The sequence below is a fragment of the Streptomyces sp. Wb2n-11 genome (assembly GCF_001049855.1).
Taxonomy (GTDB): domain Bacteria; phylum Actinomycetota; class Actinomycetes; order Streptomycetales; family Streptomycetaceae; genus Streptomyces; species Streptomyces altiplanensis.
In genome coordinates, this window is the sequence record NZ_CVPB01000001.1 from 4,067,656 (window position 1) to 4,085,911 (window position 18,256).

Annotated in this window: 21 protein-coding genes and 2 pseudogenes; 13 read left to right on the plus strand and 10 right to left on the minus strand. The window is 70.6% G+C overall.

Going from position 1 to position 18,256, the window contains the following annotated elements:
• Positions 1-16: 16 nt before the first annotated feature.
• The 4 genes from BN1555_RS18550 (at position 17) to BN1555_RS18565 (ending at position 2,185) form a co-directional block, all read left to right on the plus strand.
• Complete coding sequence (locus BN1555_RS18550; protein WP_093800422.1) at positions 17-238, plus strand: hypothetical protein; 222 nt, start codon at positions 17-19, stop codon at positions 236-238.
• An 83-nt stretch (positions 239-321) separates the two neighbouring features.
• Positions 322-1,314, plus strand: a complete 993-nt coding sequence (locus BN1555_RS18555) for a sporulation protein (RefSeq protein ID WP_093800423.1) — start codon at positions 322-324, stop codon at positions 1,312-1,314.
• A gap of 106 nt (positions 1,315-1,420) precedes the next feature.
• Positions 1,421-1,876 (plus strand): tellurite resistance TerB family protein, encoded by a 456-nt coding sequence (locus BN1555_RS18560; protein ID WP_093800424.1) that lies wholly within the window; start codon positions 1,421-1,423, stop codon positions 1,874-1,876.
• 45 nt (positions 1,877-1,921) lie between these two features.
• Positions 1,922-2,185: a GlsB/YeaQ/YmgE family stress response membrane protein gene (locus tag BN1555_RS18565; protein WP_093800425.1), complete on the plus strand. Its 264-nt coding sequence runs from the start codon at positions 1,922-1,924 to the stop codon at positions 2,183-2,185.
• Positions 2,186-2,463: 278 nt separating this feature from the next.
• On the opposite strand, the gene BN1555_RS39055 is transcribed toward BN1555_RS18565, so the two are convergent.
• The 5 genes from BN1555_RS39055 to BN1555_RS18585 form a co-directional block, all read right to left on the minus strand.
• Entirely contained in the window at positions 2,464-2,808 is a 345-nt protein-coding gene (locus BN1555_RS39055; RefSeq protein ID WP_176710075.1) for an alpha/beta fold hydrolase, read from the minus strand.
• Positions 2,802-3,062, minus strand: coding sequence for a hypothetical protein (locus tag BN1555_RS39060; protein WP_176710076.1), 261 nt, complete (start codon positions 3,060-3,062; stop codon positions 2,802-2,804). Before BN1555_RS39060 ends, BN1555_RS39055 begins: the two co-directional genes overlap by 7 nt.
• A 164-nt stretch (positions 3,063-3,226) precedes the next feature.
• Positions 3,227-4,498, minus strand: a complete 1,272-nt coding sequence (locus BN1555_RS18575; RefSeq protein WP_369688984.1) for an LCP family protein — start codon at positions 4,496-4,498, stop codon at positions 3,227-3,229.
• 257 nt (positions 4,499-4,755) lie between these two features.
• Positions 4,756-5,688, minus strand: coding sequence for a M56 family metallopeptidase (locus BN1555_RS18580; RefSeq protein ID WP_093800427.1), 933 nt, complete (start codon positions 5,686-5,688; stop codon positions 4,756-4,758).
• A 3-nt stretch (positions 5,689-5,691) separates the two neighbouring features.
• Complete coding sequence (locus BN1555_RS18585; RefSeq protein ID WP_093800428.1) at positions 5,692-6,093, minus strand: BlaI/MecI/CopY family transcriptional regulator; 402 nt, start codon at positions 6,091-6,093, stop codon at positions 5,692-5,694.
• 242 nt (positions 6,094-6,335) lie between these two features.
• Between BN1555_RS18585 and BN1555_RS18590 the strand changes: the two genes are divergently transcribed.
• From BN1555_RS18590 to BN1555_RS18600, 3 genes are all read left to right on the plus strand, one after another.
• Entirely contained in the window at positions 6,336-6,911 is a 576-nt protein-coding gene (locus BN1555_RS18590) for a TerD family protein (RefSeq protein WP_093800429.1), read from the plus strand.
• Between the two features lie 77 nt (positions 6,912-6,988).
• Positions 6,989-7,243, plus strand: coding sequence for a twin-arginine translocase TatA/TatE family subunit (gene tatA / locus BN1555_RS18595; protein WP_093800430.1), 255 nt, complete (start codon positions 6,989-6,991; stop codon positions 7,241-7,243).
• A gap of 52 nt (positions 7,244-7,295) precedes the next feature.
• Positions 7,296-7,877 (plus strand): TerD family protein, encoded by a 582-nt coding sequence (locus tag BN1555_RS18600; protein WP_093800431.1) that lies wholly within the window; start codon positions 7,296-7,298, stop codon positions 7,875-7,877.
• Between the two features lie 49 nt (positions 7,878-7,926).
• Here the strand turns inward: BN1555_RS18600 and BN1555_RS40435 are convergent.
• Positions 7,927-8,070 (minus strand): annotated as a pseudogene (locus BN1555_RS40435) (tetratricopeptide repeat protein); the annotation flags it as partial.
• Positions 8,071-8,095: 25 nt separating this feature from the next.
• Here BN1555_RS40435 and BN1555_RS18605 point away from each other — a divergent pair.
• A complete protein-coding gene (locus tag BN1555_RS18605) occupies positions 8,096-8,713 on the plus strand; it encodes a DDE-type integrase/transposase/recombinase (RefSeq protein WP_369688985.1) in 618 nt (205 codons plus the stop codon).
• Between the two features lie 572 nt (positions 8,714-9,285).
• On the plus strand, positions 9,286-11,016 hold the full coding sequence (locus BN1555_RS18610) for a class I adenylate-forming enzyme family protein (protein ID WP_093800433.1): 1,731 nt from the start codon (positions 9,286-9,288) through the stop codon (positions 11,014-11,016).
• Here BN1555_RS18610 and BN1555_RS18615 read toward each other — a convergent pair.
• Positions 11,003-12,334, minus strand: coding sequence for a M6 family metalloprotease domain-containing protein (locus BN1555_RS18615; protein WP_093800434.1), 1,332 nt, complete (start codon positions 12,332-12,334; stop codon positions 11,003-11,005). The genes BN1555_RS18610 and BN1555_RS18615 overlap by 14 nt on opposite strands.
• A 336-nt stretch (positions 12,335-12,670) precedes the next feature.
• Between BN1555_RS18615 and BN1555_RS18620 the strand changes: the two genes are divergently transcribed.
• Together BN1555_RS18620 and BN1555_RS18625 are read left to right on the plus strand one after the other, a co-directional pair.
• Positions 12,671-13,315, plus strand: coding sequence for a TetR/AcrR family transcriptional regulator (locus tag BN1555_RS18620; RefSeq protein ID WP_255306435.1), 645 nt, complete (start codon positions 12,671-12,673; stop codon positions 13,313-13,315).
• A 76-nt stretch (positions 13,316-13,391) separates the two neighbouring features.
• Positions 13,392-14,918 carry an MFS transporter gene (locus BN1555_RS18625; RefSeq protein ID WP_093800436.1) on the plus strand — a complete coding sequence of 509 codons (1,527 nt, stop codon included), beginning with the start codon at positions 13,392-13,394 and terminating at the stop codon, positions 14,916-14,918.
• A 90-nt stretch (positions 14,919-15,008) separates the two neighbouring features.
• Here the strand turns inward: BN1555_RS18625 and BN1555_RS18630 are convergent, their stop codons facing one another.
• Complete coding sequence (locus tag BN1555_RS18630; RefSeq protein ID WP_093800437.1) at positions 15,009-15,500, minus strand: MarR family winged helix-turn-helix transcriptional regulator; 492 nt, start codon at positions 15,498-15,500, stop codon at positions 15,009-15,011.
• A gap of 106 nt (positions 15,501-15,606) precedes the next feature.
• Here BN1555_RS18630 and BN1555_RS18635 point away from each other — a divergent pair, with 106 nt between their 5' ends.
• Positions 15,607-16,368, plus strand: coding sequence for a dioxygenase family protein (locus tag BN1555_RS18635; protein WP_093800438.1), 762 nt, complete (start codon positions 15,607-15,609; stop codon positions 16,366-16,368).
• Positions 16,369-16,459: 91 nt separating this feature from the next.
• On the opposite strand, the gene BN1555_RS18640 is transcribed toward BN1555_RS18635, so the two are convergent.
• Positions 16,460-17,482 (minus strand): questin oxidase family protein, encoded by a 1,023-nt coding sequence (locus tag BN1555_RS18640; protein ID WP_093800439.1) that lies wholly within the window; start codon positions 17,480-17,482, stop codon positions 16,460-16,462.
• 102 nt (positions 17,483-17,584) lie between these two features.
• Positions 17,585-18,053, minus strand: a pseudogene (locus BN1555_RS40440) (GNAT family N-acetyltransferase); the annotation flags it as partial.
• On the opposite strand from BN1555_RS40440, the gene BN1555_RS38520 reads away from it, so the two are divergent.
• Positions 18,004-18,195, plus strand: a complete 192-nt coding sequence (locus BN1555_RS38520) for a hypothetical protein (RefSeq protein ID WP_141662866.1) — start codon at positions 18,004-18,006, stop codon at positions 18,193-18,195. The pseudogene BN1555_RS40440 and the gene BN1555_RS38520 sit on opposite strands and share 50 nt — an antisense overlap.
• The last annotated feature ends 61 nt before the right edge of the window (positions 18,196-18,256 follow it).

An 18,256-nucleotide genomic window follows, 5' to 3' on the forward strand; every position in this document is an offset into this window, starting at 1 on the left:
TTTTCAGGAGGACTTCATGGCATCGATCGACCTGGACAAGGTGCTCGACAAGGCATGGACGGACAAGAGCCTGCCGGAGATACTCGCTGCTCCCGTCGGGGCCCTGAAGGGCGTCTCGGACCGTGACGGCGAACTGCTGCAGGAAGCATTCGGCGTCAAGACCGTGGCAGACCTCGCAGAGTTGAAGTACGTCCGCTGGGCGCAGGCCCTGGCGGCACTGGACGCGGCAGCCAAGTAAACGCGATCGGTGGGCTGCCGCACCTCGGGGGTGAGGCGGCCCACCGCCCCGAACCACGTACACCTGAAGGAGAGAACGCCACGATGGTGTTCAAAAAGCTGCTCGGGTCGCTCGGCGTAGGCGGCCCCACCGTGGACACGGTCCTGGAGGGCGGCCCGGTCCAGCCCGGCGGGATCCTGCGCGGACAGCTCCACCTCGTCGGCGGGAAAGCCGACTTCGACATCGAGCAGATCACCCTGGAGCTCGTCGCCCGCGTCGAGGCGGAGCACGACGACGGCGAAGCCGAAGGGACGGTCTCCTTCGAGCGCTTCAGCGTCGGAGGCGGATTCCGGCTCGCCGAGGGCGAGCGTCGAAGCATCCCGTTCGCAGTGACGGTGCCATGGGAGACCCCGGTCACAGAACTCCACGGCCAGCCGCTCGGCGTGGTGCTGGGCCTGCGTACCGAACTCGCGGTGGCGGGCGGCAAGGACAAGGGTGATCTGGACCCGCTGACAGTCCGGCCGCTGCCTGCGCAAGAGGCTGTCCTGGAGGCGTTCGGGCAGCTCGGCTTCGGCTTCAAGTCCGCAGACCTGGAGTACGGGCACATCGGCGGCACCGGCCAGCAGCTGCCCTTCTACCAAGAAGTCGAGCTCACCCCGGCTCCGCGGTACGCCCACACCATGCGGGAGATCGAGGTGACCTTCCTGGCCAACCCGGGCGGCATGGAGGTCGTACTGGAGGCCGACAAGCCCGGCGGCCTCTTCTCCTCCGGCCACGATGCCGGCTACCGCTTCACCGTCGGCCACAAGGGCGTCGATCAGCGCGACTGGAACGCCGAGGTCGAAGGCTGGGTACACCAACTGGCTGCCGGACACGGCGCCCACGGCGCCCACGCCCCACACCATTACGGCCATGGCCACGGCGAGCGTCACCGCGGCGACAGTCACCACCGCTCCGGACCCGGCATGGGCACCGTGGTCGCCGCCGGTGCGGCGGGGCTGGCCGTCGGCGTCGTCGGCGGCATGGTGGCCGCCGAAGTCGTCGACGAGGTGGGCGACTTCTTCGAAGAGGGCGACGAAGAGGGCGAAGAAGGCTGAAGTGCGGCAAGCCCGCCTGATAACTTCTACGTGACTGTAGAAGAATGTGAGTGTCCGGGCCGGCCCCCCTTAGGCCCGGACAACTCCTGACGCATATGGAGTTCTTATGGCCCTGTGGGATCGCTTCAAGGAGTCCGCGTCGACGATGCAGACGCAGCTCATGGCGAAGAAGAACGACCTCAAGAGCGGCGCCTTCCGCGATGCGAGCATGGCGATGTGCGCCCTGGTCGCCGCCGCCGACGGCACCGTCGACCCCGCCGAGCGCCGGCGGGTGGCCCAGCTCATCGCCACCAACGACGTACTGCAGAACTTCGCCGCGGACGATCTCCAGCGCCGCTTCGACGAAAACCTGAACAAGCTGACCGCCGACTTCGCCTTCGGCAAGGTCAGCGTCCTTCAGGAGATCGCCAAGGCTAAGAAGAAGCCCGCCGAGGCGCGCGCCGTCATCCAGATCGGCATCGTCATCGGCGGCGCCGACGGCGACTTCGACAAGGACGAGCAGGCCATCGTGCGCGAAGCCTGCTACACGCTGGACCTGCCGCCCCACGAGTTCGACCTGTAACAAGCGGGGCACACGTACCTCGCACGACGTACCAGAGGAGCAGGCGTGGAAATCTCAGGCATCCTCAGCGCGATCATGATCGGCATCATCATCGGTGTGCTGGGACGGCTCGTCCTTCCGGGCCGGCAGCACATCGGCATCCTGTGGACGATCCTCGTCGGTATCGCCGCGGCCTTCCTGGGTACCGCCATCGCGGCCGGCCTGGGTGTCGCGGACTCCAAGGGCATCGACTGGATCGAGTGGCTGATCCAGATCGCTCTCGCCGTCGCGGGCGTGGCCGCCCTCGAACGCGTCAAGTCCCGGCGCTGACGCCCCGCACGGGCTTCGAAGAAACGGTGGGCCTGCGGCATTCAGCGGCAGGCCTACTGGCGTTCCCGAGCCGGCTGGTCGGCGTCATGGCCCGCTGGCCACGTTTCCGCTCATCAACGCTGACACCAACGTGACGATCTTCTCTGGGTGTTCTTCCACTACGAGGTGTCCCGCACCGGGCACGGTTGTCACTGCGACGCCGAGGTGGCGGGAAGCGGGCGAAGCCAGTCGGGACGGCGGCAGGAAGACGTCGTGCTCGCCGGTGGCCACCACGTTCGTCACCCCCGGGACCGGGCTGGTGTCCCTCCAGGGAGGGGCGCGGGCGCCAGGCTGGACCGGCAGGACCGGGCCAGGAGGGTCATCCAGGTGATGAGTCCGGCCGACGGAGCCCGGCCGGACCCGTGCATCTGCCGCAGCAGCGTCGCGCTGCGGGCCTCGGTGGGGCGGGCGAGCCAGGGCAGGGTGGCCGCCAGGACCCGGCCGGTGACCCTGAGCCGGGTCAGTCCCGCGGGGGAGACAAGTACCCGCCCGGTGAGCTGCGGGACATCGCAGGCCAGCGCTATGGCGCCGCCAAGTGAATGGCCCACCACGACGGTCGGCCCCGGGCTGATCTCGTTCAGCACATCCTGGAGCCACTGCCCGTACCGGGCCGGCCGGTGAAGTCCGGGACGGTCGGCGGCGCTGAGTCCCGGCTGTCCGGCACGTCCACGACATAGCCGGGCCAGCGTGCCGCCGGCGCTGTGACCAGCGGCAGGCTGGTGGCAGCGTTGAAGTTGGTGCCGGGAACCACCACCACACGGGGTGGGGTCTGCTGCGGGCCGGAACCCTCTCCCATGGCGACGACATGGGTTCGTCCGGCGCATGTGGCCAGTGCCATGGTCCGGTGGGACACCGGCCACCGTGCGAGCTGATCGGTGCACCACCTCTCGACATCCCGGTGAGCAGCAGCACTCCTATGGATGGCGGTCATCCCAGCACTGTCTCAGATGACATGCCCTCACCAGCAGCGTCCAGTCGGACTCGGGATGTCAAACAGATTCCTCAGCGGATGCCGCTGAAGTCCGAGCCCACGACGAGAGTGACGGCGCCGGCCACGGCGCTCGCATCCGGCTTTGCCGCGACGCCAGGCAGCCGGGAAGCGAGCACCCCCGCCTGCCTTGCGAGGTCCTGGGGGTACGTGACGGCGGTCTTGTCCGCGGGGGCCGGCGCATTGCCGGTGCCGGCGATGCTGTAACCCGCTGCCTTCAGCGTTTCGGCGACCTTCGAGGCCTGGCCGGCCACCCCGCTGCCGTTGAGGACCTGCACACGCACCGAAGCGGCGTACACCGGCCCCTTGGCGTCCGCCCCCAGCTTCTTTTTGTCGACCTCCCGGTCCTTGGCCAACGAAGTGAAGAGATCGGCGGCCTGCGGGTACTGCCACACCACGTTGGCCTTGTCGGAGGGTACGTCCGCCACGCGTCCATAATTGGGCACGGTCAGGAAGGTCAGCCGGTCGCTCGGGATGTCCTTGATCTCGGACGCAAGACCGGACAGCGGCTTGATCCCCGCCAACGCCTCATCCGTGGTCAGGGACTTGGTGGCGGCGTCCAGGAAGTCGTACAGGGCAGTTGGACTATCGAGCTTCTGCCGGGCCTTGCCGGCGAGGGCGCCCATGAACTCCTGCTGGCGGCCGATACGCCCGAGATCCGAGCCGTCACCGACGCTGTAGCGGGTACGGACGTATCCGAGGGCGTCCTCGCCCCTGACGGTCTGGCACCCGGCCTCCATGTCGAGGTGCGCCTTGTCGTCGCGGATCGCGGTCCGGGGACAGACCTCGATGCCGTCGAGGGCGTCGACCATGCCCTTGAAGCCCTGGAAGTCGACGGACATGAAGTGGTCGATACGCAGGCCGGTGCTCTGCTCCACCGTCCTGATCGTGCAGGCGGCGGCTCCGGAGACCTCGCCGCTGCTACCCCCGATGGCGAAAGCGGCGTTGATCTTGGAATGGCGCGGAGTGGACGTCGTCCCGTTTCCGCGATCGCAGGCCGGCAGGCTCACCCAGGAGTCACGCGGCAAAGAGACCACGGTGGCCCATTCCCTGTCCGCGGACAGATGCATGACCATCAGTGTGTCCGACTGCATGGTGTCCAGGTCCTTGCCGTACTTCGCGTTGTCGCCGTCCCGCGAGTCGGATCCCACCACCAGGATGTTCTTCGAGCCCGGACTCAGGTTGACCGGCCTGTCGCCGCCCAGCTTGTTGTCCACGTCCGCGGAATTGATGTTTCCGTCCAGCCCCTGGTAGACCCAGGCTCCCGCCCCGGCCGTCACCAGCACGAGGACAGCCAGTGCCCCTCCGGTCCACAGTGCTATTCGCCCGCGTCGGGTCAGCCGGGCGGACCCTTCTTCCACCTTGCGGCGCCGCCGCGTCGGCTGTGCCCGGCGACCGTGCCGCCTCCTGGCCTGCGTACCCACCTGGCGTCCTCCGGGCCTTCGCGCTCGTTCATCCGCAACCGCCGCTCCCTGCGGTGCGTGAACTCTACAGTCGCGTAGAGACAACCAAGTCCGGCACAGGATGCCCCGGATGCCGTGGATTACCCATAGGTGGCCGATTGCAGAACGAAGAACAGGGCGATCGCCGCGTTGAGCGCCGACAAGGTCGACGCGGCCGTTCCGGCTGCGGCGACGATGGCTGCGATGCCGGCCGTAGTCAGTGCGGGCGGCCAGCCGCCGGCCGGCGGAACCGGCCTCAGCAGCGCGGCAACGCGGCGCGGTACCGGACCGGCCTCGGCGAAGGCGGCCAAGCCGGGTACTGCGGCGCGCTGGGAGATCAGCGCAGCCTTGCCGACGGTGCGGGCCGTCATCCGGCGGTCACCGGTAACCCGGGCGGCTTCCTCGTCAGCCCAGCGTTCAGTGCTGTAGCCCACCGCGGAACGGAGCGGGCGCAGAAGCGGGTTGGCGCAGCCGGCGAGCTGCACCGTGAGCAGAAGGCGGTGGTGCTTTCCGGCGAGGTGGGCACGTTCATGGGCGAGCAGGGCCCGGCGCTCTGCCTCGTTCAGGCCGGACAGCATGCCGGTGGAGACCAGGATCCGGCCGGGAGATCCCGGCAGCGCGTAGGCGTACGGCACCTCATCGGTGAGTACGGCGACCTCCGAGGCGTCGGGAAGCGCGGCCAGCGTCCGGTGGGCACGGGCCCGGAAGCCGTAGTGCCGTCGAACCGTGAGCGCGCAGGCCGCCACCACGAGGGCGAGGACGCCGATGGACGCCTTCCCGGCCACCTCGTCGTAAGGAACCGCTTCTCGCACTTCTGGATCGGACCAGCTGTCGGGCAACGGGTTGCCGGGCAGCTGTGCGGTGCCGACGACCACCAGGAGTCCGAGGCACAGCGTGCTGCACGCGGCGAGGATCGCCCCCACCCAGGTCAGCAACAGCGCCGCGCTGCGCGGATGCAGATGCTGTTCGGCCAGCCGTGCGATCGGCAGTGCGGTCAGCGGCAGGATCAGGGGCAGGAAGACGAAGACGCCCATCGGTCAACGCTCCGGATCGTCAGCTTCATTGAGGAGGGAGCGCAGGAGCTGTTCGTCGTGTGAAGACAGGGACGACACGAAACTGGAGAGGACCGCATCGCGGTCTTCCTGGTTGTCGAGCAGCTTGCGCATGCGCATGGCCACCAGACCGGCCCCGTCCGCCATCGGCGTCCACTCGAAGGACCGGCCGGCCCTGGTGCGGGTGACCGCCCTCTTCGCGTACAGCCTGGTCAGGATCGTAATGACCGTGGTGTACGCCAGATCGCCGCCGAGCTGTTCCTGTACCCACGCGGCGGTCACCGGTCCCGGTGCCGAGCCGAGCGCCGACAGCACCTGTGTCTCAAGTTCGCCCTGGCGCCTGCGACCGCGCCCATCGGGGCTCGTCTTCTCCGTGCCGTCAACCATGGCGCGGCCTCCTTTCCGTCCCGCCGCCCCGAAACGTACGAGCGTCGAGGAGGCATCGTACTGGCCACCCGCCGCCTGCCTCTCCCAGCGGCCGAGGCGGCTGTGTGACCGGAAGGCGCCTACCGACATGCCCGGTTCGCATCCCTACACGTTTCTACATTGCTGTAGATTTCAGATGCTGTCATACGAGGGTCCGAAGCGGCGTCCCGTTTCCGGGCCCAGGTCTTGAGAAGGGAAGCGACATGGGTGTGAGCCTCGCCAAGGGCGGCAATGTCTCGCTGAGCAAGGAGGCGCCGGGCCTGTCCGCCGTACTGGTCGGCCTGGGCTGGGATGTCCGTACGACGAGCGGCACTGACTACGACCTCGACGCAAGTGCACTGATGGTCAACGAGGCCGGGAAGGTCGCGTCCGACCAGCACTTCATCTTCTTCAACAACCTGACCAGTCCGGACGGCTCTGTCGAGCACACCGGCGACAACCTCACCGGCGAGGGCGAGGGGGACGACGAGGTGGTCAAGGTCGATCTGGCCACTGTCCCCGCCGACGTGTCGAAGATCGTCTTCCCGGTCTCCATCCACGACGCCGAAGCCCGCGGTCACAGCTTCGGCCAGGTCCGCAACGCCTTCATCCGCGTGGTCAACCAGGACGGCGGCACCGAGCTCGCCCGATACGACCTGAGCGAGGACGCCGCCACCGAGACCGCCATGATCTTCGGTGAGCTCTACCGCAACGGCGCCGAGTGGAAGTTCCGCGCGGTGGGCCAGGGCTACGCCAGCGGACTGGCGGGCATAGCCACCGACTTCGGCGTCAACGTCTGACACACGCGCCATCGGGGGTGCGGCGAGAGCCGCACCCCGTGCCCGGCTCACCCACCACATCGAGAGAGCGGACACTGGTGTTCGGACTCAGCGAACTCGCGATAGTCCTGATCGTCGTCATTGTCTTCTTCGGCGCCAAGAAGCTCCCCGAGCTGGCCCGCAACGCCGGCAAAGCGGCACGCATCCTCAAGAGCGAGGGCAAGGCCATGAAGGCGGAAAGGTCTGCCGAGCGACAACAGGACCCTCCCATCGTCCAGGTGCGGGCTGGCGACAGGACCGGCGAACGGCCCGACAACGGAACAGGAACGGGCGACGGCCCGGTACGAACTTGACCGCAGCAGCGCATCTCCCAGCCGCCACCACGACCCAACGAAGAGGCAGCACATGTCCGTGAACATGACCAAGGGCCAGCAGATCAGCCTGAGCAAGTCCGACGGCGGTGCGCTCACCGTCGTACGGATGGGACTGGGCTGGAAGGCCGCCCAGCGCAAGGGGTTCCTTGCTAGGCTCACCGCCCGGGAGATCGACCTGGACGCCTCGGCGGTGCTCTTCGCCGACAAGAAGCCGGTGGACGTCGTCTTCTTCCAGCACCTCGTCAGCGACGACGGCTCCGTACGTCACACCGGTGACAACCGCGTGGGCGGCGCCGGCCAGGGCGGCGACGACGAGTCGGTCATCGTGGACCTGCAGCGCGTGCCCGTCCACGTCGACCAGATCGTCTTCACCGTGAACTCCTTCACCGGCCAGACCTTTGAGGAGGTCGACAACGCCTTCTGCCGCCTCCTCGACGAAACCACCGGCCAGGAGCTGGCCCGCTACACCCTCACTGGCGGCGGCCGTCACACCGCACAGGTCATGGCCAAGGTGCAGCGAAGCGGCACCGGCTGGCAGATGGCGGCCATCGGCAGCCCCGCCGACGGACGCACCTTCCAGGACCTCATGCCGGCCATCGCCACTCATCTGTAAAAGGGGGAGCGTGGCGGCCTGACTGCCCATCGCCCGAGCGTGATTCCCGTAGTCGGAGGAAGCGGCGACGCTCTACGTCTGCGCGGCCGAGATCCGTGACGGCTGTGACCGGGTCGCCATCACCGGGCGGCGCGATGCCGGCGGACTGCAAGCCGATCTCAGTCTGAGTGATGACACGGCCGGGCCTGCGGGTGAACCGCGAGCGCATCGCCCGCGTCATGCGTGAGCGCGACATCCGCGGCGTTACCCGCCGCAAGCGGCGCTCGCTGCCCCGGCCGGATGCGAAGGCGAAGCCGGCCCCGGACCTGATCGGCCGCGACTTCCACGCCGAGCACCCCGGCACCGGGCCGGTCGGCGCCATCACCTGCCGTCCGACGGCCGGGGGCCGGCTCTGCCGCGCCTGCCGGCTGGACCTGGCCACCCGCGAGATCGTCGGCTACGCGATGGCCGACCACCACCGCGCCGAGCACGTCGTGGACGCCCTCGGCATGGCCCACGGCCGAGGCTCTCCGGAGCCCGGATGCGTGGTCCGCAGTGATCGCGGAAGCGAGTACACGCCGGCTCAATCCCACGGTCGAACAATGGAGTCGGGGCTGCAGCAGAGCTGCGGACGCACCGGCTCGTGTTTCGGCAACGCCGCAGCAGAGGGTTTCCGGGCCCTGCTCGAGGAAGAGATCGGAACCCGGACCTGGCCCGACCGGGCCACCGCCCGCGCCGAGGTCTTCGACCTCATCGAGACCTCCTACAACCGCCGCCGCCTGCGCAAGCACAAGATCTTCGGCTACCTCGCCCCGGCCGGGACCAGGCAGCGGCATCAACACGCCCTCGCGGCATAACGAACGAGTGTCCAGGATCACGGGGAAACTTCACTTCTGCCGCAGGTGGCCCTCTGCGCTGTCACTGACACCAGCCTCACAACCGCGGCGGCTGCGCTCACCCAAGCCAGGGAATCGCGGCGGCTGGGGGCGCAGAGCGCATCCCGGCCGTCCCGCGCGGCGGCCAGTCACGGCGTGAGTTTCCGTCAGTGGGTGCGCGCGACGCCGAGGTCCTGTACTGATGCCACTTTCGGGCCGGCCCGGGCGGCGGGTGCCCAGCGGTGGGCCTCGTGCGCTCAAGCTGGGGGCGTTTTCGAATCAGGGGTGGGCCGTTTTGGAGCCGCGGGCGCCGAGGCGCCGACCTGGGCTTCGGGGGTTTTCGGCAGATCCCACGGAGGCGCGGCCGTGGTGCTGCGTGGCCGAGGGCTGGCGTACCGGGTCGGGGGGCTCGTGTGGGAATGGGTTCTGTGGCGGGGTGGCGGTGGGGTCACGGAGGGGCGGCAAGAGAAAGATGGCTGATGCATGAATCTTGACTGGCGGCGGGAGCGGGCATAGCGTCCAAGTGCTGAGCAAGCGCTTAGAGAGGTTCGTCCGTGCCGAACAATGATCCGTCGCGCGCCGCCGAAGCCGCGCTGACCGCCCCCGGGGCGCCCTTCGAGGTCGTACGGGCGGAGGACGGGAGTCCGCTGTACGCCGACGGGCCCCGGACGCTGCGGGAGTTCGTCGAGGCGACCTGGGCGTACGGGGACCGGCCGTTCCTGGTCGCGGAGAGCGGGACGTACGCGTACGGCGAGTTCTTCGCCGCCGCCTGCGCGCTGGCCCGGCGGTTCGCCGGGGAGTACGGGCTCGTACCGGGGGACCGGGCCGTCATCGCCATGCGCAATCACCCTGAGTGGCAAGTCGCTTTCTGGGCAGCCCAGTTGGCGGGTCTTGTCGCCGTTCCGCTCAACGGCTGGTGGACCGGGGCGGAGTTCGCGTACGCGCTCGACGACTGCGAGCCCGGCGTGCTGCTCGTCGACGGGGAGCGGCTGCCGCAGGTCGAGCCGTGGCTCGCGGGGCGGACGGCGCGGAAGCGGCGGCCCCGGGTCGTCGTGTTCCACGGGGAAGCGGAGGAGTCGGGCGAGGAGTACGAGGCATACCAGGCGTACGAGGTGTACGAGGGGATCCGGCAGGCCGATCCGCTTCTCGGGCCGCCCGATGTCGACGTACGGGCCGAGGACGACGCCACCATCATCTACACGTCCGGGACCACCGGGCGGCCCAAGGGCGCCGTCGCCACCCACCTCGCCCAGGCAGGCGCCGCCACGCACCCCCGCTTCCACGCCGCGCTGGCCGCGCTCGCGCGCGGGGAGGTGCCGGGGCAGGGGCCCGCTCCCGTGACGCTCATGACGTTTCCGTTCTTCCATGTCGCCGCCTTCACCGCCGTGTACGCCGCCATGGCGGCCGGCGGTTCCCTCGTCCTCATGCGCAAGTGGGACGCCGGGCGCGCGCTCGCGCTGATCCGCGAGCACCGCGTCACGCACTACGCCGGTGTGCCGGCCACCGCCCTCCAGCTGCTGGACGCGGCGGAGGCGGCCGGGGACGGGCTGGAGAGCCTCACCATGCTCAACACCGGCGGAGCCGCCGCGCCCGCCGGCCTCGTCGGGCGGCTCACGGCCCGGCACGGCGAGCGCATCGAGCCCCGCAACGGCTACGGGTTGACCGAGACCAGCGGCGGCGTACTGGCCACCTCCGGCGCGGCGTACCGCGCGGACCCCGGCAGTGCCGGCCGGCCCGCACCGGCCGTCGAGGTGCGGATCGCGGGGCCGGACGGGCAGGCGTCGGCCGAGGGCGAGGTCGGCGAGCTGTGGCTGCGCGGGCAGTCGCTCGTCAGGGGGTACTGGAACGACCCCGGCGCGACCTCGCGCGCCTTCGCCGCGGGCGGGTGGTTCCGGACCGGGGACCTCGCGACCGTGCGGGACGGCGGGTGCGTCAGCATCGTCGACCGCATCAAGGACATGGTCATCCGCGGCGGCGAGAACGTGTACTGCGTCGAGGTCGAGAGCGTGCTGCACGACCATCCGGAGGTGCTGGACGCGGCCGTACTCGGCGTTCCGCACCCCGTACTCGGGGAGGAGGTCGCCGCCGTCGTGCAGCTGCGGGCCGGAGCCGAGGCCGGTGCGGAGGAACTGCGGGCGCATGTGGGCAGGAGCCTCGCCGCGTTCAAGGTGCCCGCCCATGTGTTCGTACGGGAGGAGCCGCTGCCCCGCAACGCCACCGGGAAGGTCCTCAAGAGGGAGCTGCGGGAAGAGGTGGGAGGCGGTCCGGGCGTCAGCGGCGGGTGACGCGGACCCGGAAATCGCCGTCCGCCGTCCTGTCGGTCACCGAGATCCGGACTCCGTACTGGCGGTCCCTGAAGGTCTGGCCCTCCTCGAACGGCGCGTCCGACAGCTCGGCGTGCACATTGGGCCACCGTGTGCAGCCCCCGCTGTCGTGCTCGCTGTCGGCGACCGTCACCGGGCCGTGGCCCGTGTCGACGTCGGCGTCGACGCGGTAGATCAGCACGCCCGGCTTGCAGACGGCCTCGTCGTTGCCCGCCCGGGTGCGCACCTCCACCGCGTAACCCGTCTTCTCCGTCAGGGGGATGAAGACGAGCTTCGCCCTGGTGTCCCCATCCCCATTTCCGTCCCCGGCCTCGTCCCGCGAGGCGAGCGGCGTCAGGAGGTGTTCGGTGGTGCCGGGCGCGGCCGCGCAGCGGATCTGCGCGCTGTCGAGCCAGCCGAGCTTCCACTTGTGCCAGGCCAGCAGATCGTTGTTGGCCCCCCAGTCCTCGGACATGATGTCCCAGTGTCCTACCGACCCCCCGCCGTCCATGGTGTAGAGGTCGGGCAGCCCGAAGACATGGCCGTTCTCGTGCGGCAGGACCCGGAAGCCGGTCTCGCCGTACGAACCCGACCCGTCGTCCTGGCGGCTGTAGACGAAGGACGTGTTGGCGAGCGGGACGCCGTCGGCGCGCGGCGCGCCCTCGTTGCCGGAGAAGGTGACGGACAGGACGGTGTCCAGGGCCGAGGGCCCGGCATTGGGCGTGACCAGGACGTTGACCAGGTCGTACGAGCGGAAGTCCACCCGGGCGTCGGTCGCGGCGACGATGTCCTGGACGAGACGGCGGTAGCCGGGTTCGTACGGTGAGCCGCGGTCTATTCCGTACGCCGCGAAGGGCATCGGCATCCGTATCCACTCGGTGAACGGGGTGACGGGCCGGTAGCGCAGGCGCCCGTACGAACTCGTCTCGAACCACTTCGTCGTCTGCGGGAAGAACTCCTCGAACCGGTCGCGCGCCGAGCCCTTCCCCGGCGCGTCCGAGAAGTCGATCATGAGGGTCAGGGCGTGGACGTCACCGGTGGAGCGGACGAATCCGGGCGGCGTCGGTATTCCCTCCGACATCTGCACGCCCAGGGTGCCCGCGATCCTGCACGGTTCGAGCGCGGCCTCACCGGTCACGGACGCCGCCGGGTCGCCGGAGCCCACCGGGCCCGCCGACGCGCTGGTCCCGGTGGCGAGCGGGGACCCGGCGGAGGTCACGGACGCGAGGGTGAGACCGGTGAGAACGGCGAAGCTCACCAGGTGGCGGGGTCTGCGTATCCGGGGGCGGGTCTGCCGCATGGAGGCGCCTTCGGGGTCCGCGGCAGCCGGCCGTCCCTGACTGCTCTCGTTCGCTCACCCTGTGCCGGGGGATCTCCGGGCGCTCGCCGGGCGGACCTCCGGGTAGGCCGATCGTGCGGAATTCTCCACTCCGTTTGTGATCAGGGACACATGTGGTAGTTCGGGAAATAAGCGGGGGCGCACTCCCCGTTTATGCCTGTGTTCGCCGAACCGGGGACGGACTCCCCGGTTGCCGGCTCTCGCGCGGGAAGGTCTTCGCGCGGGAAGGCTTTCACGCGAGAAGGTACGAGAAGGAGCGCCGTGGCCACCGACACCGGAACCGACGCCGGCACCGGCATCCGCACCGGGGCCGCCCGGCCCCGCGCCCAGCGCCCGCGGGCCGACGCCCTGCGCAACCGGGAGCGGATCGTCTCGGCCGCGCGTGAGATGTTCGTCGAGTCCGGCCCCGAGGTGCCGCTCGACGAGATCGCCCGCCGTGCGGGCGTCGGCAACGCGACGCTGTACCGGCACTTCCCGGACCGCACCGAACTGATCCACCACGTGGTCGTCTCCGTCCTGTCCCGCACCGCGGACCGGGCCCGGGCGGTGATCGCCGAGGAGGCCGACCCCTTCGACGCGCTGCGCCGCTTCGTCCACGCGGCCGCCGACGAGCGGATCGGCGCGCTGTGTCCGATGCTCGCCGACGGCTTCGACAGGGAACACCCGGAACTGCTCGCCGGGCGCGAGCGTCTCGAAGGGGCCGTCGACAGCCTCATGAGGCGCGCGCGGCAGGCCGGGCGGCTCCGTGACGACGTGGCCGTCGGCGACCTGCTGGTCGCCCTCTCCCAGCTCACCCGGCCGCTGCCGGGCAGCGCGTGCATGAACTTCGACCAGTTCGTCCACCGTCACCTGCAACTCTTCCTCGACGGCCTGGAGGCACCGGCGCGTTCCGTCCTCCCCGGCACTCCTGCGACGTGGGAGGGCCTGCGCCGGGATTCGTGACCCCTGCCCGACCCCCGCTTCCGCTCACATAGTTACGTACCTTTTATCCTCTTCGCACCCTTAGGCGGATACCTCCATGCCAAAAACAGCCGACACCCTCCTCCCCGATCCGGGCCGCTGGAAAGCGCTGGTCTTCATCGCCCTCGCCCAGCTGATGGTGGTCCTCGACGCGACGATCGTGAACATCGCGCTGCCGTCGGCCCAGCAGGACCTGGGGATCTCGGACGCGAACCGCCAGTGGGTCATCACGGCGTACGCCCTGGCCTTCGGCGGACTGCTGCTCTTCGGCGGCCGCATAGCCGACCTGTGGGGCCGCAAGCGCACCTTCGTCGTCGGCCTGCTCGGTTTCGCGGCGGCCTCCGCCCTCGGCGGCGCGGCCACCAACGAGGCGCTGATGCTGGGCTCGCGCGCTCTCCAGGGCGCCTTCGGCGCGCTGCTCGCGCCGGCCGCGCTCTCGCTGCTCGCGGTGACGTTCACCGACGTGCGCGAACGCGCCAAGGCCTTCGGCATCTTCGGTGCGATCGCGGGCGGCGGCGGCGCGGTCGGCCTGATCCTGGGCGGCTTCCTCACCGAGTACCTGAACTGGCGCTGGACGTTCTTCGTCAACATCCCCTTCGCGGTCGTCGCGGCGGCGGGCGCCTACTTCGTGATCCGTGAGCCGGCCGGCGGCCGCAACCGCTCGCCGCTCGACATCCCGGGCGTCGTCCTCTCCACCCTCGGCCTGGTCGCGCTGGTGTACGGCTTCACGCGCGCCGAGACCGACGGCTGGGCGTCGGGTGCGACGATCGGTCTCTTCGTCGCCTCCGCCGTGCTGCTCGCCGTCTTCGTCGCCGTCGAGTCGAAGGTCAAGTCGCCGCTGCTGCCGTTGCGCGTCCTGATGGAGCGCAACCGCGGCGGTGTCTACGCGTCGCTGGGTCTCGCCGTCATCGCGATGTTCGGGCTCTTCCTCTTCCTCACCTACTACCTCCAGATCGTGAAGGGCTACTCGCCCGTCATGACCGGCTTCGCCTTCCTGCCGATGATCGCGGGCATGATCACGGGCTCGACCCAGATCGGCGCCCGTCTGATGACGCGGGTCGCGCCCCGCTACCTGATGGGTCCCGGCTTCCTGGTCGCGGCGCTCGGCATGCTGCTGCTGACGCAGCTGGAGATCGGTTCGTCGTACGCCGGACTCATCCTGCCCGCGCAGCTGCTGCTGGGACTGGGCATGGGTACGGCGTTCATGCCGGCCATGTCGCTGGCGACGCACGGCATCGAGCCGCGCGACGCGGGCGTGGCCTCGGCCATGGTCAACACCTCGCAGCAGGTGGGCGGCGCGATCGGTACGGCGCTGCTGAACACCATCGCGGCCAGCGCCACCACGGCGTACATCACCTCGCACGCCGCCGGCGCCACCAACGAGCAGCTGCTCCAGGCGCAGGCGATGGTGCACGGCTATGCGAGCGCCATCTGGTGGGCGGTCGGCATCCTGGCCGTCTCCGCGGCGATCGCGCTGACGCTGATCAACACCGGCCGTCCGGGTACGACGACGGTCGCGGGTTCGGGCGACGGCGCGGGCTCGGGCGCGGAGGACGAGGTGCGGATCCCCGTCATCGCGCACTGACGTCCCCGGCCGGGCCCGCCCCGGCCGGCCCGGCCGCCCTGGTTCTGCTCTGGCTGCCCCGGCCGCCCTGGTTCCGCTCCGGTTCCGGCTTCAGCGGAGCCAGGGCAGGTCCGCGCCCGCGCCCGTCGGCTGGAGCCCCTCCGCCACGACCCGCATGATCTCGCCGAGCTGGCGCACCTGCTCGGGGGTGAGCCGGTCGAACATCGCCTGGCGGACGGTGGCGACATGGCCGGGCGCGGTCTGCTTCAGGACCGCGTACCCCTCGTCCGTCAGTACGGCGTTCTGCCCGCGCCGGTCGGACGGGCACTCCTCGCGGCGCACCCAGCCGTTGCGCTCCAGGCGGGAGACGGCGTGCGAGAGCCGGGAGCGGGTGATCTTCGCGGTCTCGGCCAGCTCGGTCATCCTCAGCCGCCGCTCCGGTGCCTGGGAGAGCTGCACGAGCAGGCCGTAGTAGACGTGCGGCATGCCGGCGTCGCGCTGGAGCTGGCGGTCCAGGTGGTCCTCCAGAAGGGTGGTGGCCTGGAGATACGCGCGCCAGGTGCGCTGCTCCTCTTCGCTGAGCCAGCGGGGTGCCGTCGTCATGGGCGCCACTCTACGGGCCCTCTCTTGAAACTTAAACTAGCTGGCGTTAGGGTTGCCCCCACAGGCTTACTTGAAATTTCAAGGAAAGGTTGCGGCCGTGGAGCGTATGCCCGCCCTCTATCTGAGCCACGGAGCTCCGCCGCTGGCCGACGACCCCGTCTGGCCCGGCCAGCTCGCGTCCTGGTCCGCCGGCCTTCCCCGGCCGCGCGCGATCCTGATGGTCTCCGCCCACTGGGAGGAGGCCCCGCTCGCGCTCGGCGCCACTGAGACGGTGCCGCTCGTCCACGACTTCTGGGGCTTCCCCGAGCACTACTACCGCGTCCGGTACGCCGCGCCCGGCGCCCCCGGACTCGCCGATTCCGTACGGAAGCTGCTGCGCGGCGCCGGTACGCCCGTCCAGGACGTCCCGGACCGCGGACTGGACCACGGGGCGTACGTCCCGCTGGTCGAGATGTTCCCGGCGGCCGACATCCCCGTACTCCAGATCTCCATGCCCACCCTCGACCCGCAGGGGCTGATGGACATCGGGCGCAAGCTCGCGCCCCTGCGCGACGAGGGCGTACTGATCGTCGGCAGCGGCTTCTTCACCCACAACCTGGCCGCCCTGCGGCACCCGGGCGGGGGAGTGCCCGGCTGGTCGGCGGAGTTCGACGCGTGGGGGCGCGAGGCGCTGGCGGCGGCGGACGTGGACGCGCTGCTCGACTTCGCGCACACGTCCCCGGCCGGCCGGCTCGCCCACCCGCGCACCGAGCACTTCGCGCCGCTGTTCGTGACGCTGGGCGCGTCCGAGGGAGAGCTGGAAACGCAGCGCGAGGTGATCGACGGCTTCTGGATGGGGCTGGCGAAGCGGTCGGTGCAGTTCGGCTGACGGCTCCTCGGGGCCCTGGGCTTCTGGGCTTCTGGGCTTCTGGTCCTCGGGCCCTTCAGGTCTCCGGGGCCTGCTTCAGGACTCCAGGGACTCAGGTCAGCGGCTCGCTGAGTTCGATCGCGCGCAAGGCGGCCGCCAGTGACCGCTCGTCGCCGATGTCGAGCGCGGTGTCGGTGAACTTGATGACGTGCTCGTCTCCGTGCGCCGCCGCCCGCTCGAAGACCTCCTCGGGGGTGACGGAGCCCGGCGCGGCGTACGGAACGGGCTCGTCCGGGGCGTACATCGAGGTGACCGCCGCCGACGCCGCCCAGGCGGCGTGCAGGCTCGGCACCCACAGGGTGCGGGGGAGCGCGGGAAGGGTGCGCAGGACGGCGTTGGGGGCCGTCGCCGCGTGGACCAGCATGGTCTCGTCGCCGTGCCCGTGCGTGGCGTACCGGTGGGTGGCGGCCCGTACCAGCTCCGCCAGCCGCCGCCGCGCCTCGTCCGGGTCCGTGGCGGCGAGGGCCCCCGCCCACACCGGGAGCCGCGTGACGCGGCCGAGGCGGTCGGGGAAGCTCCCCCGGCGTACGTCGACGGGCGGTACGGAGTCCAGTGCCTCGGCGGCGGTGGGGGCGGCGGGCAGCGGGACGGGCGGCTCCACGGGACGGTGGCGGGCGGCCCAGTAGCCGAGGCCGTGGGCGAGCTCGGTGCGGCGGGGGGCGTTCTCGCCGTCCGTCAGGAGGGTGCGTACCGCGTGGCCCACCCGGATCACCGGATGCGCGGCGCCGCCGTACACGCCCGGCAGCAGCCTGGGCCACCACGTGGCGAGCACCTCGCGCCACGGCTGCCCCGCTTCCATGAGGCGGTGTGCGAAGTACGCGATCCAGTCGGCGGCCCGGCGCGGATCGCCCAGCGCCTCCTGCCAGTTGCCGTCGGTCACCGGGGTGTGGCGGGAAGGGAAGTCTTCCAGCCGCGCGGCGTAAAGATCCAGCCAGCGGTGGACGGACCCGGCCCGGCCGTGCGCGGCGAGGGACTCGACGGCCATGGGGGCGTGGTTGGAGAGGCGGCCCAGACGTTCGGGGCCGTGGGTGTGGAGGCGTTCGAGTGCTTCGTCGAGGATGCCTGTGGTGTCCATGCGCCGGAGACTAGGCGCGGGGGCGGGCGGCGGGTAACGGGCCGCGGACCTACACCGGGGCCTAGGCCGCAGGGCCGAGACCGGGTAGGGGGACGGGGCGGGAGGGCGCTCGTACCGGGCGGCGCCCCAGTGGCGGCCGAGCTTCCGGCCCACCTCCCGGAGCGTGCCGGCGTGGCGGGAGTCGAAGCGGGCGTGGTGGCGAGGAGCAGTGGAGCCGGGCGGACGCCTCGTCGGGCCGGGCCGCGCCGGCGTACGCGCGGTGGAGGCACGCGCCCTGTCCGCGCCCGCCGGCGCCTCGAAGAGCGCCTCGTGCGGCAGCGTGCCGGTGCCGGCACGCTGCCGCCGGCGCCGGGCGCGCAGGAGACGCCGACTCCGACGGAGGTGCCGTAGGCGTCCTTCGGGCGGGAGAGGCTACTCGTCGCGCAACCGAGAACACGGTCGGGACGGGCGTCGCGGGCAACCGGCAGACGGTGCGGGCCGTCTTCAGGGGGGAGAGCGGCCGCGGGCGGGGCTGCTCGGGTGTGAAGACGGTGAAGACGGTGGTGTCGAAGGCGATCGCCGTCTCGCGGACGCCCGCGGACGCGGTGGCCGCGGATGGCCGTGAGGCCACCGGGGCCGGCTTCGGCGCCCGCGCTGACCTGCGCTTCCGGGTGCGCGAGTTCCATGAGACTCCCCCGGAAAGCGGACAGGGTACTGCAAGATCACGAAAATGAATGCACGCCATGGGAATTCTGTCCGGATTCCAGTCGTTGTTTCCAGTGGAAGCGGGGCACC